Origin of the sequence: Streptomyces sp. HNM0645 (genome assembly GCF_030056615.1) — a bacterium.
GTDB classification, from domain to species: Bacteria; Actinomycetota; Actinomycetes; order Streptomycetales; family Streptomycetaceae; genus Streptomyces; species Streptomyces marianii.
Map to the genome: position 1 here is coordinate 1 of NZ_JASHLT010000094.1, position 13,813 is coordinate 13,813.

Here is a 13,813-nt window from a genome sequence, read left to right on the forward strand (position 1 = left end):
CCCGCCTCGCTCCAGGGCCCCGACCAGCCGTCCTCCACGTCCTGCACTGGTCCACCTGGCGCCGCCGACGCCAGCACCAAGCCCGCATCTGTCACTACAAACGACGAGGCCACACCCCACCAGAACCCAAACCACCGTCACACCAAAGACCGTTGCAGTATTAGGCCTCCGCTGCTTTACCAGGTCGTGAGCGTTCGGCCACTTCGCACTCGCCCGGTGCCGCCCGGCGGGTGAGGAGCTGCGGCACCGCCCGCCGCGCGGCGATCTCTGCTTGACCGCACCTGCCGCAACCGTGGTAGAGCTGCCCGCATGAGTGAGTTGATCAGGATCCCCGCACCGGACGGGGTTGCCCCCGCCGCCCAGTACTCCCATGTCGTCCGAGGCACTGGGCACTGCGTGGCGATCTCCGGCCAGCTCGCCTTGGACGAGGCCGGTGACGTCGTCGGCGAGGGTGACCCGGTAGCCCAGGCCCGCCAGGTCTTCGAGAACCTGCGGCGCTGCCTCGGCGCCGCAGGTGCCACCTCCGACGACCTGGTCAAGCTGACCTGCTTCGTCACGGACATGGCTTACATGCCGGCCATCCGCGAAGCCCGCGCCGCACATATCCCCGAGGACCGACTGCCGGCCGTCTCGGCGGTTCAGGTCGTCTCGCTGGTGCGACCGGAGTTGCTGATGGAGATCGAGGCCTTCGCCGTCGTGGCCGAGTGACCGAGTGAGGTGCGATTCCCCCAGGCGCCGCGGCACGGGGAGTGTCCGACTCTGCATGGTCGTCCGCGACGGTGAGCCACACTCATCTTCTGACGATCAGGTCGAGAGTCGCGGCCAGCTGTGTCTTGACCGCATCACGGTGGTGAAGGGCGATCGGCGCGGACTCGGGGCTCGGCCGAACGCCCCGGTCCGCGAAGACATAGAGCATGCGCAATGTGCGTAGGCAGTTGGTGAGGTGCGCGGGAACGGGAGTCGTGATCCGGTCGGCCCCGAAGCGGAGGCCGATCGGTTCCAACCATCCGGTCGCGTCGTTCTCGTTCATGTCGGAGCGGGTGAGAACACAGGCGATCGCCCTTGCCAACCGATCGTCCTCCAGCTGTTCGAAGACGTAGTCGGTATGAGCCGTCAGTCGCGCCGCCGCTAGCTCCAGCATCCGCACCGGGTCCACCTCCGGGTGGCATCCCAACCGGCCGAGCAGGTCCGCTCCATGCGCGACAGCGTGCAGCCAGCCCAGTTTCTCGTCAAAGCCGCGCAGTTCCGTCTCCGCCGGGTACCAACGTGAGAACGCGTCCACCCAGTCGGCCTTGAGGTCTCCCCCTTCCACGAGCATGTCGAGGACCAGCGGGGCGAAGGTCCGAGCCTGGATCTCCGGATCGAGGAAGCGGGCAGCCATCTCGTCACCGAGCGCCAGCCGCCGGGACTCGTCGATGACCCCCCGGGCTATCCAGGTCGCCAGCACCGTGTGCGGGGCCCCGTCCCGGATCTTGGGATCGGCATCGGCGAGGGCACGGGAGAGTTCTCGCACCAGATGACCCATAGGGGGGTGCGCGGGTACCGCGCAGTCGGCGGCTTCGATGCTGGACCAGTCGATCATGACGGCAGAGTAGGCATGCGGCGATGCGCGTGGCTACCGCATTACCGGCGCCCTCCAGGTCGTCGCGACGCACGCGTACGAAGGCCTGACACCCCACGGTAGGGGATCCGGTCCACCGTCGCTGAGCGAGTTGGACGACCGCCAACCGGGCATCCCGCAAGATCATTCAGGCTGTCGAGTGCCCCACCGCTGGGAGAGAGCGGCCACCAGGTGCAGTCCCCGGCCGCCTTCGTCGGTGTACACGACGCGCCGAAGGCGCGGCTGGTGAGGCTGCCGTCATAGACCTCACAGATCAGCGACCGGCTGTGCAGCAGGCTCAGGCGTATCGGGCCGACGGCATGCCGGATCACGTTGCCGACCAACTGTGCTGTTTCATAGGGCGATACATCCGGTCGCGGCGGGTGACGGGGACCGGCGAGACCTTGCGGAGCCGGGTGCGCCAGGCCGGCGAGCACACGGGCCGCGATCACGGTCGCGGCGAGCGGAGAGCGGAGAGCCGGGACGAGGAACACCGCAGGCAGGCGGTATGCACTTCGAGGATCAGCCGGTGGCCGCTCGCCTGTGCGGGCACCGTCCCGATGCCGGAGCAAACCACCGGATCAGGTCGAACCCGTACACCGCTTCCCTGGACGCAACCGCGACGTCCCGCGGTACGGACGGGCCGAGGGCAGCTGGCTGGAGGCCGCGGGCAGCGCGTCCGACAGCCGATCGAGATCCGCTCGACCGTGTGCCGCTGCTTGCGTGGCGCGGTCCGGTCCGCCTTCAGAACGGCGTCGATCACCGGAGGAGGCCAGGTCGTGCCCGAGGATCACCTTCGCTCCTGACCTCGACCACCAAGGCCAGAGCCAGACGTAGAGCACCAGGTGGGTCGCTCTTGATGCCCCGTCAGAGGGTCGGCGTCCGGCCGCCGTCGGAACCCGGGCCGGAGTGATCGGGCACATCGAGGCCTATGCAGAATGTGTCGCGTTCGTCCGGCTCCAGCTCGTGTGGTGGCGCAGGACGGACCTTGGCCACCACGGCGCTTGTCGCCCGCCCTGCCGGGCGCGGTGACAAGCGCGTTCACCGAGGCTTCCTCGGGACGGGCCGTGATGCTGTGCCGGCTCCGCAGGGGCTCTCCGCGTGTCGGCCCGTGAGGGCGTCCGCGCCGCCGCACGGCACGGACGCCCGCGGCGGCCCGCTGACCGGGATGCCCGCGGACCCCGCTCTCGGCCGGATGGTTCGCCCAGGAACCGGACCACTTGCGGGCCGCTCCACCCGAGTTCTTCCGCCTCGGGACTGCCACCGCCTTGGCACGGCCTCAGCCGGCTGACGTTCCTGCACTTCCCTGCATCGCCAACGCCCTGGAACGCACTTGCGAAAGGCTGATCGCTCCGTACCGGACCCGGGCCGACGCCGTTCCGCGCTCCGGTGCGGAGGTTCGCGCGCACACTCGCTCCTGGCGGAATTGAGGGGGCTTCGCCGACCTGCACCAAGAGATCGTCCGGCAGAGATCGAGACCGCGGCCGGCAGGTAGGCGCGGTGGTCACACCATGGACACCGAGCGAGGCCCGAACGTCCTGTGGAGCGCCCGACGCCCACTCGCCGATCGCACCGTGATCTGCACGCCTACACGACCATCCTGACTCCGGGATCTCCCTGGAGGGCGCGGTACGGGGGGAGCCGGACTCGCGAACCCATTCGTATGCCCGTGTCAGCGGACATGGCAGGATTTTGTCGACAAGTGGCGGTCTCGCCACTGCTGCTCCCCCCTCTCACCGACGGAGACTGGGCCCGTTCCGGCGCACAGGCCCGGGACATCAGTACGGAAGGAATCGGATGATGAAGAAGCGCAGTGTCGCGGCGGTGCTTGGCTCGCTGGCCGTCCTGGGGGCCGTCCTGTCGGCTGGGGGAACCGCTTCGGCAGCTACGGCGGCCCCGGCGAAGTACGATCACGCCACCGCTGCTGCGTTGCTGAAGGCAGCGGGGATCGCTTGGACGTCGAGCGGGAATTGCAGCGACCGCGACACGACCACGTGCACTTCCTTCGAACAGATCAACAAGACCACCGTCAACGGCATCATCGGCTTCAAGAACCTCAGCAAGTGTGGGATCACCATCACGGGCGGCACTGAGAAGGGCCACGCGTCCGGCACGTACAGCCACTGGAACGGCTACAAGGTCGACATCAGACCGACCACGTGCGTGGACGACTGGATCAAGAAGAACATGGAGTACGACGGCAAGCGGAGCGACGGAGCACCCATGTACAAGTCGGTCGCCGGCAACGTCTATGCCAAGGAGTCCAGCCACTGGGACATCCTCTACGTCGTCTGATCCTTGTCGCACCGGCCGCAGCCGGGGCCAGCCGGTGTCCGAGTCCCTGGGGCTCCGGGAGACGGGTGGCGAACGTCGCGGCACGGCGGAGCATGGTTGCGGGGCGGTCGGCAGGCCCGACCGCCCCGCTCCGTGTTCGCCCCGAGAGGCGGGGACCGCGGCAAACCGTTCCGTGTCCCTCGCGGCGAAGGGCGGTCGCGGATGACTGATGCGGGGTGACACGGCACCGGACCTGGACGTCGGGCGAGTCCCTGCCGTCGAGGTGTGTGGCCGACCGGGAGATGACGGCTCCCTTCGAATCTGGCTCTGGCCTCGGTTCCGTGACCTCGTGGCCGGGTGAGGATGCAGGCGTCCATCCCCCGGCACCGCGGTGCGCGATCGACGCCACCGCGCCTTCAGCAGCCGGAGCAGCCGGGTCCGCCCCGCAGCCGACCGCTGACGGCGGCATGGCCGGGTGACCTGCCACTGACCTCGATTGCGATCGACGGCAGCCGGCCCGTCCCGGTGCCGGAGAGCGGCGCCCCCGTGTCGGGAACCGCGCCCCCCCAGGACAGGCTGTGCCCGCCTGGAGAGCCGCTCGCTCCAGTCGCGCCGGCCCGGCCGGCAGGGCAGGTGGCCTGCTCGCTGCCCGGTCGAAGGCGAGGGGGCCTGGCTGAGGTCGCGGTACGCGCTGGTCTGGGCGCTGTTGTCGGCCTGGACGAGACCGCGCAGCGGGACGGGCCGGCTTGCGCAGCCCTTTCTCACGCGCTGGGTGGGACGCCGTCCAGCACCCGCTGCCCTCAGCGCTCCTGAGCCAGACGGTCCCGGAACTCCGACAGCACCGAGAGGCCGAAACCCGGATCTTACCTGCAGCCCGAGCGCTTCCTTGGAGTCGATCCTCGCCGGTACCCGCGCGGCGGCCGGCCGGTCAGTTCCTCGGCAACCCGCGCCACGACACCAGGGGCCGGGCAGGCACTTCGGCGCTGCTTGATGCCCGGGCGGCTCTGCCGGGCTCCTCGACCCCGCCTCGCGCCGGCCGAAACTCGGCCGACCGCGAGGCGAAACGAGCATGTCACCGATGCCGCGGCCGAGGTCTGGCGGACTGCGGTCAGCCAACCGTGGCGCGGACCGGGTCGCCGAGGATGCCGTCGGTGTACGTCACGTACCGAGCGGTGAAGTCCCCCTTGCCGGTGATGGTGCCCGAAGCCTTCTCCCCGGGCGCGAGTTTGACCGTGCCGATTTGGTTCTTGTCGACGGCAAGGGCAGCCGTGTGCTTGGTTCCGGCGGTGTCGGTGAGGGAGAAGTACAGCGGGTTGACGCTGATCTCCTTGTCGCCGTTGTTGCTGACAGTCACCAGAACGCTGGTGTAGTCGCCGTCGTCGTGCAGGACGCCTGGAGTGAAGGCCGTCTTCCTCGCGACGAGATCGACCGGTGTATCTCCCTCCTTCGGCTGCTCGCTTCTCGGGCCGTTCTGTGCCGGGGCCGATGATGCGCCCTTCCCGGAGCCGCTGTCCGGGGAGTTCTGGCCCACGGTGGGTCCACAGGCGGGCAGAGCCAGCACCGTGAGGACGGCAAGGAGGGCGGGTCCTGTCTTCTTCATTGAGATGGTTCTCCATTCGGCGCCGCGTTGGGACGGAGCCCCGTGGGCGGTTGACTTTGGCTCGGCAGGATGACGGAACGTCGGAATCCCTCTGGCGAGCTCTGCCACGGCAGAGCTCGGGAAGATTGATCGTTTGCCTTCCGTGGTACTAGCTTCCGAGGGGCCTACGCCTCTGACCAGTGGAGGAAGCGACACAGTGCGCTAAGATCCCGTCTTGTGAGGGGGAGGCGGCACGTCGTGGCGGTGGCAGTGACAGACGGCGCCCCCACCTTCGAACTCGCCGTGCCCTGCGAGGTCTTCGGCACCGACCGCAGCGACATCGTTGCCCCTTGGTACGAGCTGCGCCTCTGCGCAGCCGAGCCGGGACCGATCCGCACCAGCGCCGGGCTTCGCCTGGACACGTGCTACGGCCTGGACGACCTCGTGGACGCGGACACCGTCGTGGTCGCCGCCTCCTCGCGCCGGGTGCAGACCACCCCGCCGCAGCCGCTGGTCGACGCGGTGCGCACCGCCCACGAACGAGGCCGGCGAATCGTTGCTCTGTGCAATGGAAGCTATGTCCTTGCAGCGGCCGGGCTGCTGGACGGGCGGCGGGCCACCACACACTGGATGAACGGACTTGACCTCGCGGACCGCTTCCCCAGCATCGGGTACGACCCGGCCGTGCTCTACGTCGGAGACGACACCGTGTTCACCTCGGCCGGTACCGGGGCCTCGATCGATCTGTGTCTGCACCTGGTGCGCCACGACCACGGCTCGGCGGTCGCCAACGAGGTGGCCCGGCGCATGGTCGTCCCGCCTCACCGGGAAGGGGGACAGGCCCAGCACTCCAGGCCGCTCACCCCGCTGCCCGAGGACAGCGGTCTTGGAACCGTACTGGAGTGGGCTCGGGAACGCCTGCACGAGCCGCTGACCGTCGCACTGCTCGCCCGCGAGGCACATGTGAGCGAGCGCACCCTCGCCCGCCGCTTCCGCGAGACACTGGGCGTCACCCCGCTGCGGTGGATTCTCCAGGAGCGGATACGGCTCGCCCAGGCGCTGCTGGAGACCACGGACGAGCCCGTCGAGTCGATCGCCCGACGTACCGGATTCGGTACCCCGGCCAACTTTCGGCACCACTTCGGACGGCTCACCTCCACCTCTCCCCGGGCNACACTGGGCGTCACCCCGCTGCGGTGGATTCTCCAGGAGCGGATACGGCTCGCCCAGGCGCTGCTGGAGACCACGGACGAGCCCGTCGAGTCGATCGCCCGACGTACCGGATTCGGTACCCCGGCCAACTTTCGGCACCACTTCGGACGGCTCACCTCCACCTCTCCCCGGGCGTACCGCAATCACTTCCGGAGCGGAAGCCCGGGTCACGTCCCCTGCGGCAGCGCACCCGAACCGGGCTGATCACGCATGCAAGTCGTTCCACATGGGCCGTGTCCGGCACGCGAGTCAGCCGATGAGGCGCGCTGTGTCCTGCGCCGGTAGCCGGTCGTTGGACCTTGTACGCGTTCTCCTGCCGGTGCCGGTGCCGCGTCGTGGTCCGAAGCTGGAACCGCCTCTACTGGACGATGACGAGCGTGCCACGCTGGACCCGGCGGGCGAGCTCTGCACCGCCGGCACCGGGCGGCCAACGGGAAACCAGGGGGTCATCGTTGGGCCCCGGGCCGGAGAGCAAGTCTCCGCGGGGGGAGGGTCGCCACGTCTTGCCGGGAAGGCGGTCCTCCCTCTGCGGCCCGGTCAGCGGTGCGATCCGGATTCCGCCGCGGACAATCTCTCCGGTGCCATGCCCTCCGCGACGCTCAGCTCCTGGGTTCCTGTGACAGAAAGCAGTTCCAGCTGCTCGGCTCCCGGGCTTCCGGGCGGTGCGGCGAACCACAGCAGGCGTTGCCGTCCGTCCTCGCTGAGCAGGTTGTAGCAGTCGAGTTCGATGACGCCGAGCGTGGGGTGGACGATCTTCTTGTGGTCCATGCGGCGCACCGCGACGTCGTGGGTGTCCCAAAGGGCTGTGAACTCCCGGCTGCGGCGGCGTAGCACGGCGATCATGTTCGTGACCTCCGTGTCCCGGCCGCGCCGGGCGGCCGCTGCTTGGAGGTCGGCCACGAACACCCGGGAGTGGTGTGGGTGATCCTCGGGCGGGAAGATCTCGCGCGCCTGCGGTTCGGTGAACCAGCGGTACACGAAGCTCGCCGCCGGGCCGCGGTGTACCGGGGACTTGCCGAGCAGGTTCCGGGCCAGGTCGTTTTCCACCAGGGTTTCGTGCAGGTCGGTGATGACGCGCGCGGGAGTGTTGGACAGCCGGTCCAGGAGCCCGAGGAGCGCGGGCTGCACGTGTGCCGACGATCCGTGTGCTGACCGAGGGAGGACCGGACGTTCGGCCAGGTGAAACAAGTGGTCGCGTTCGTCGCCGTTCAGGCGCAGGGCTCGGGCGAGGGCGGCCAGGGTCTGGGGCGAGGGCTGCACGCCGTTCTTCGCGCTGCCGCGTTCCAGCTCGGCGTAGTAGTCGGCTGACAGCCCTGCCAGCTGCGCGACTTCCTCGCGGCGCAGCCCGGGGACGCGCCGACGAGGGCCTTTGGGGAGACCGACGTCGGCGGGCCGGATGCGGTCGCGGCGTGTCCTGAGGAAGGCACCGAGTTCTGGAAGGTTCACCCCTCCATGGTCGCTCGTAGGCCAGAGCTCAGCCAGGGGGTGGCATCCCCTGGGTAAACGCAGCCCTGGCTAGGGATGAGGGACCGGCCGATCGTGAAGGACGCAGCAGGCCGACGGCAAGGCCGCGGCCCGACCCCCATCCACCACAGGAGTCAGCTATGGCTATCCCCACTTCCCTCGACGGGACCGCTGTCTCGGCCGAGCCCTCCGCCTCACCCCGTGTTGCGACCGTCACCGGCGGCTCGCGTGGCATCGGCCGCCGGACCGTCGGCCGGCCGGCCGACGACGGGTACGCCGTCGTGGTCGGCTACGCCGGCAACCAGGACGAGGCCGAAGCCGCCGTGAAGGAGGCCGTCACCGGTGGTGGCCGGGCGATCGCGGTGCGCGCGGATGTCGCCGACGAACGCGCCGTGGCGGCCTTGTCCGACGCGGCCGAAGCAGAGTTCGGCCGCGTCGACGTTGTCGTGCACGCGGCCGGGCGGGTGCATCTGGCGCCGATCGCCGAGCTGGACCTGGCCGCCCTGGACGACCTGCACCGCACCAACACCCGCGGCACGTTCGTCGTCCAGCAGGCCGTCCGTCGGGTGCGCCCCGGCGGTGCGATCGTGTCGTTCTCCACGTCAGTGGTGGGGCTGGCCTTCCCGAGCTACGGCGCGTACTCCGCCGGCAAGGGCGCGGTCGAGGCGCTGACGCTGATCTCTGGCCCTCGCCGGTCACACCGTGTACGCGGGCATCCGCCGGATCGCGACCTGCAACGCGACCGCGGCGGCCGACCTGAAGCGCTACGGCACCGACCGCCGGGTCGACGTGCATGCTGTCGAGCTGGACGTCACCTCCCCGGACTCCGCCGACGCCGCAGTCGACCGGATCGTCGCCGAGCGCGGCCGGTTGGACGTGGTCGTGCACAATGCGGGGCGCATGGTCCTGGGCGTCGCCGAGGCGTTCACCGCCGAGCGGTTTCGCAGACCTGTACGACGTGAATGTTCTGGGCACCCAGCGCGTAAACCGCGCCGCCCTGCCGAAGTTGCGTGCGCAGGGTTCGGGGTAACTGGTGTGGATGGGCAGTTCCAGCACCCGCGGCGGCTGCCCGCCATTCCTTGCCCCGTACTTGGCCGCAAAGGCCGCGATGGACGCCCTGGCCGTCAGCTACGCGCCGAGGTGCCCCGTTCGGCGTCGACACCGCGATCGTGGTGCCCGGTGCGCTCACCAGTGGCACCAACCACTTCGCCAACGCAGGCGATCCCGCCGACGTCGACTGTGCGGGAGCCTACGACCAGCGTGACCGACCCCTTATGGGTGATCTGGGCGAGCGCCCGGCCGCGCTCATCCCTTCGGACGCCGATGTGGCCGAGGTAGCTGAAGCCGTCGCGCGACTGGTCGCGATGAAGCATGGCACTCGGCCTCTGCGCACCCACATAGACCCCAGCCGAGACGGCAGCACAGTCGTCTCCGCGGTTGCCGACCGCCTCCGCGCAGACTCTTCCGCCGCGTCGGACTGGACAGCCTGCTCACCGCAGACAGCTCCCTGTAACGCCCACTGAGAGAAGGAACGACCAACCATGCCTTTCGCGAACTTCAAGGTCCCCGAGAAGACCCTCACCCCGCAGCAGAAGGAGGAGATCGTCACCCGCACCACCGAGCTGTGTGTCGAGATCTATGGCGAGCGCGCCCGCAACAACACCATGGTTCTGGTCGAAGAGGTCGCCGACGGCGGCTGGGGCATCGCCGGCAACGTGCTGACCCTCGCCATGCTCGGCGAGGCGACACCGACCAACACCAGAGACGCCTGACCGCACCGGCCGTCATTCGGCCAGGACAGCACCTTGGAATCGAGGGTCGCCGGATCGGGCGTCCGCCACACGGCCTCGTTCATCCGGGCGTCGGTGAGATCAGCGGCGAAGCCCTTCATGGTGTCCCCGTCCCCGCACCCCGGCGGACACCGCCGGGGTGCGGGGACGAGGCAAGGCAGGAAGGCCTGCGGGAGGTGGAGGCCGACACCGAGGCGGTGGGCGTCCATCGCCAACTCCAGCACCGCTGCGGCGGCCGGGGCCGCGTGCCGGTAGCGGTTGAGGAGTTCGGGGGCACCGGCGAGGTCCTGGGCGAGGCGCCCGTCGGCGCACGCACGGCTGAGGGCGCCAGCCAGAAGCCGGTCCCCGCCCTCGGCAAGAGCGGCCGCGGCGGCCAGCGCCGAAGCGTCGAACGTCTCGGGAACGGTCAGCACGCGGCCTGCCAGTAACTCCCGCACCCGGCTGTGCGGATCCTCCCCACCCGGTGTGGGCAGGGCCGTGTACCGGGCGGCGTACACGGGCCAGAGCGTGCCCAGCACCAGTACCGGCCCGCACTCCGCAGTCACCAGCAACCGGTGCAAGGCTGCCCCGATCCGCTCACCCGCCACCCGGTCGCCGAGGTAGTGCTGGGCCTCGTTCAGCCACACCACGGTGCGGGGCCCGACACGAGGCAGGTCCTCCAGGGCGTCCTGGGCGCGGGTCGGATCGAAGGGCACTCGCCGATGCCTACGCACAGGGCCGGTTCGTGTGCGTGCTGGCCGATGCCGGGGTCGGCAAGACCTTCGCCGTCCACACCGCCGCCCGCCGTCTCGGTGAGCTGTTCGCTTGACTACCCTGCCCACCCGGCGCCGGCGGACCTGCGCGCAGCCCTCCACCGTGCACTTGGTCTTGGCGGTGAGGCGCCTGCCGACCCCGGCATCGCCGACACGCTGGTCCGCCGCGCCCTGGCTGTCAGGCCGCGGATCGTCGTGGTCGAGGGCGCCGACCGGCTGTCGACGTCCTGCTTTGAGCACGTGCGTTTCCTGCACGACGACCTTCCCCAAGGGTTGTGCGTGGCTCTCATCGCCCAGGCGCGCGGCGAACGCTCGTTGCGCGCCCAGCGGATACTCGCCAGTCGCAGCGCCGGCTGGCCCTACATCTGGCCGCTCACCCGAGACCAGGTCCTGCAGGCGGTTGTTGCGTTGCATCCGCTGTGGCAGAGTGTCGCGCCCGGCGACCTTCAGGGGCTGGACGCCCGCTTCGCCGATGGCTGTCTGCGCCGCTGGGTCGTGCTGACCCTTCACACCCAGCGGGCTCTGGCCGCCACCGGAGCGAAGAAGCCCGAGCGGGGCATGCTGCAGGCTGGTGGCCGCTGTTTCCCAGGACTGGCAGCGGCACTGTCCGGGAGCGGGGTTTCGGATTCCGCCGCTTCTGGTCGGGGCCCGTCCCACGCGGCTGTTGCCGGTGCGTTCCGCCCTGGCGGGGCGGGCGCACCGCTCGTCCTGATCGCTTCTGGGCAGCTCCGCTGGGATAAGAAGCCGCACGGATAGACGTGTGGTCATGGTCGGTGGTTCGGGTGTTCGTCCCAGCGGGGGGTGGTTGGGAAGCCCGGAGGTGCCTGACGACCTCACCCGATCAATCGCGGGTGAGGTCGTTAGAGACGCGATTTTCTGGATTCGCCCTGCGATGGCCTGGGGCGTGGCTCGCAGGGTCTGGGGTCGTGTACGTGAAGACGATGAAGCGGGAGAACAAGTCCGGCACGGTCCGGTACCTGCACCTGGCCCACGACGAGTGGGGTCCGGTGAAGGGGCGGGCGGTGCCGAAGGTGCTGTTCACCTTCGGCCGGGAGGACGACCTGGACCGCGACGCGGTCAGGCGTCTGGTCGCGTCTTTATCGAAGCTGCTGGAGCCGGGTGACGCGCTGGCCGCGACCGCCGCGTCGGATCTGCAGTTCACCTCCTCGGTGCCGTTCGGTGGCGCCTCCGTGCTCGACCAGCTGTGGCGCCGGCTGCGGATCGACCAGATCGTGGGCCGGGCCGGGCCGGGCGGCCCAAGCGGGGGTTGCCGTCGGGACGTGACCGCGACCGAGCGGGTGCTGTTCGCCCTGGTCGCCAACCGTGGTGGCTGTCCGAGTCAGGCTGACGGAAGATCCTCGGAAAGAGGGGAGGGGTAAGGAGGAGTGGACGGCCCAGTCCCCTCCACGAGTCGACCGATCGGGGGAGGCGCCGGGCGACGGGTGCGCGCTTCAATGAGCCGGTTGGCCGACAGCCATGCGCCGACCGAGTGACGACGGTCGGACTGGGACAGAGCGCGGCGGTACCCCGCAGCCACGCGCGTACTGGGCGGGAGACGACCGGTGGGGCAACGAGCACGCGACAACGGACAACGGTGCAACGGTGGCCGCCTGGTGGTCAAGGTGCTGCCGGTGCTGCTGATCGTCGTCGGAGTCTTCTTCGACCTGGGAACGCCGGAGACGTTCACCGCCTCGCCCCTCTTCACGGCGGCACCACTGATCGCAGCCCCCTTCTTCTCCTTGACGGGCACGCTGATGGCGGGGGTCGCCGCGGTCGGGGCCGTGGCCGCGCTGCACGGGTACAACGCGCGGACCGGTGAGATCCCGGCCCTCACGGAACTGGTGACCGTGTCCACGGTCTCCGTGCTGGCCCTCTTCATCAACCGGGTCATGCGGCGCAGCGGAGAACGGCTCGCCTCCGCGCGTGTCATCGCGGAAGCCGCACAGCGGGCCGTGCTGCCGACGCCGGACGGGCACATCGGCGGACTGCAGGTCGCCGCCCGGTACGAAGCGGCGCAGCGGGATGCGTCCATCGGAGGCGACCTCTACGCAGTACAGGAGACTCCGACGGAGTACGCGTGGTCGTCGGGGATGTGCGGGGCAAGGGGCTGGGCGCGGTCGAGACCGCGGCCGTGGTGCTCGGGGCGTTCCGGGAGGCCGCCGCGCAGGAGCCCACTCTGGAACGGGTCGCCCGGCGGCTGGAGCGCGCGCTGGCACGGTGCGGCACCCGGCATTCCGGGCCCGAGGCGCTCGAGGACTTCACCACCGCCGTATTCGCGGAGATACCGCCTGGGTGCGGGACGGTCCGGATCGTCGACCGGGGGCACCCCTCTCCACTGCTGCTGGATGCGGACGGCACTCTGGAGGTGCTGGAACCGCCGGATCGCGCGCTGCCGCTCGGCATGGGCGACCTGGACCCACGGCCCGACCGGTCCTACGAGGTCCCGTACGGGCCCGGTGCCACGCTTCTCCTCTACACCGACGGACTGTCCGAAGCGCGCGACGCGCGCGGCGTCTTCTACGATCCGAGCGAACGGCTCGGCGGTCGGATCTTTCGCGGACCGGAGGAACTGCTGGACACGGTCGTCGCCGACGTACGGGAGTACGCGGGAGGCGCGACGGCCGACGACATGGCGCTGCTCGCGCTCAGCCGCCGAGCGAGCGCCGGCCGGAACGGCCGAGGACCGAGCCGCGTAGCCCCCTGAGCCGGCCGTGCCGACCGTCGCACCGTTGGTCCCGCTCCGGTGTTGTGGCCTGTGGCCTGTACAGCATCAGGGTTGTCCCCTACGCGAAGGTCTGATCGGGGGACGCCGCGGCGAGCCTGAGAGGGAGAAGCTGGAGAAGTGGTGGGGCACGGTCCGTACATCGGCCGGCCCGGAGGAACTCACCGGAGGTTGTCGATGATGTCCACGGTCCAAGTAGGTCCCGAGCCTGCTTGCACCCGCCCTCCCCGGATCCTGAGCGAAATGGACTGGTGCCCTAATACTGCAACGGTCTTTGGTGTGACGGTGGTTTGGGTTCTGGTGGGGTGTGGCCTCGTCGTTTGTAGTGACAGATGCGGGCTTGGTGCTGGCGTCGGCGGCGCCAGGTGGACCAGTGCAGGACGTGGAGGACGGCTGGTCGGGGCCCTGGAGCGAGGCGGG

Annotated in this window: 10 protein-coding genes and 5 pseudogenes; 10 read left to right on the plus strand and 5 right to left on the minus strand. The window is 69.9% G+C overall.

The annotated features are described in order from the left end of the window. Positions 1–309 precede the first annotated feature (309 nt). A complete protein-coding gene (locus QMZ92_RS35320) occupies positions 310–708 on the plus strand; it encodes a RidA family protein (RefSeq protein ID WP_283301964.1) in 399 nt (132 codons plus the stop codon). 82 nt (positions 709–790) lie between these two features. Here QMZ92_RS35320 and QMZ92_RS35325 read toward each other — a convergent pair whose 3' ends face one another. Both QMZ92_RS35325 and QMZ92_RS35330 read right to left on the minus strand, forming a co-directional pair. Continuing rightward, entirely contained in the window at positions 791–1,582 is a 792-nt protein-coding gene (locus QMZ92_RS35325) for a DUF2785 domain-containing protein (protein WP_283301966.1), read from the minus strand. A 162-nt stretch (positions 1,583–1,744) separates the two neighbouring features. After that, positions 1,745–1,950, minus strand: a pseudogene (locus tag QMZ92_RS35330) (ATP-binding protein); the annotation flags it as partial. Between the two features lie 1,447 nt (positions 1,951–3,397). Here QMZ92_RS35330 and QMZ92_RS35335 point away from each other — a divergent pair. Next, positions 3,398–3,895, plus strand: coding sequence for a hypothetical protein (locus tag QMZ92_RS35335; protein WP_138051373.1), 498 nt, complete (start codon positions 3,398–3,400; stop codon positions 3,893–3,895). Positions 3,896–4,982: 1,087 nt separating this feature from the next. Here the strand turns inward: QMZ92_RS35335 and QMZ92_RS35340 are convergent. Beyond that, complete coding sequence (locus tag QMZ92_RS35340) at positions 4,983–5,474, minus strand: DUF4352 domain-containing protein (RefSeq protein ID WP_283301969.1); 492 nt, start codon at positions 5,472–5,474, stop codon at positions 4,983–4,985. Positions 5,475–5,690: 216 nt separating this feature from the next. On the opposite strand from QMZ92_RS35340, the gene QMZ92_RS35345 reads away from it, so the two are divergent. Then, positions 5,691–6,869, plus strand: a complete 1,179-nt coding sequence (locus tag QMZ92_RS35345) for a helix-turn-helix domain-containing protein (protein WP_502962218.1) — start codon at positions 5,691–5,693, stop codon at positions 6,867–6,869. 333 nt (positions 6,870–7,202) lie between these two features. Here QMZ92_RS35345 and QMZ92_RS35350 read toward each other — a convergent pair whose 3' ends face one another. Beyond that, entirely contained in the window at positions 7,203–8,111 is a 909-nt protein-coding gene (locus tag QMZ92_RS35350; RefSeq protein ID WP_283301973.1) for a helix-turn-helix transcriptional regulator, read from the minus strand. 158 nt (positions 8,112–8,269) lie between these two features. On the opposite strand from QMZ92_RS35350, the pseudogene QMZ92_RS35355 reads away from it, so the two are divergent. Together QMZ92_RS35355 and QMZ92_RS35360 are read left to right on the plus strand one after the other, a co-directional pair. Continuing rightward, positions 8,270–8,809 (plus strand): annotated as a pseudogene (locus QMZ92_RS35355) (SDR family NAD(P)-dependent oxidoreductase); the annotation flags it as partial. Between the two features lie 22 nt (positions 8,810–8,831). Continuing rightward, positions 8,832–9,032, plus strand: a pseudogene (locus tag QMZ92_RS35360) (SDR family oxidoreductase); the annotation flags it as partial. A 221-nt stretch (positions 9,033–9,253) separates the two neighbouring features. Here the strand turns inward: QMZ92_RS35360 and QMZ92_RS35365 are convergent. Beyond that, complete coding sequence (locus QMZ92_RS35365; protein ID WP_283301981.1) at positions 9,254–9,502, minus strand: hypothetical protein; 249 nt, start codon at positions 9,500–9,502, stop codon at positions 9,254–9,256. Positions 9,503–9,670: 168 nt separating this feature from the next. Between QMZ92_RS35365 and QMZ92_RS35370 the strand changes: the two genes are divergently transcribed. The 5 genes and pseudogenes from QMZ92_RS35370 to QMZ92_RS35390 all read left to right on the plus strand — a co-directional run. Continuing rightward, positions 9,671–9,901 (plus strand): tautomerase family protein, encoded by a 231-nt coding sequence (locus tag QMZ92_RS35370; protein ID WP_283301975.1) that lies wholly within the window; start codon positions 9,671–9,673, stop codon positions 9,899–9,901. 194 nt (positions 9,902–10,095) lie between these two features. Continuing rightward, the gene (locus QMZ92_RS36205) at positions 10,096–10,347 is read left to right on the plus strand and encodes a hypothetical protein (RefSeq protein ID WP_349307797.1); all 252 of its coding nucleotides are present in this window, start codon (positions 10,096–10,098) and stop codon (positions 10,345–10,347) included. A gap of 363 nt (positions 10,348–10,710) precedes the next feature. Continuing rightward, complete coding sequence (locus tag QMZ92_RS35380) at positions 10,711–11,427, plus strand: TniB family NTP-binding protein (protein ID WP_283301977.1); 717 nt, start codon at positions 10,711–10,713, stop codon at positions 11,425–11,427. Positions 11,428–11,597: 170 nt separating this feature from the next. Beyond that, a pseudogene (locus QMZ92_RS35385) lies at positions 11,598–12,011 on the plus strand (IS1634 family transposase); the annotation flags it as partial. 204 nt (positions 12,012–12,215) lie between these two features. Then, a pseudogene (locus QMZ92_RS35390) lies at positions 12,216–13,324 on the plus strand (PP2C family protein-serine/threonine phosphatase); the annotation flags it as partial. Positions 13,325–13,813: the final 489 nt, after the last annotated feature.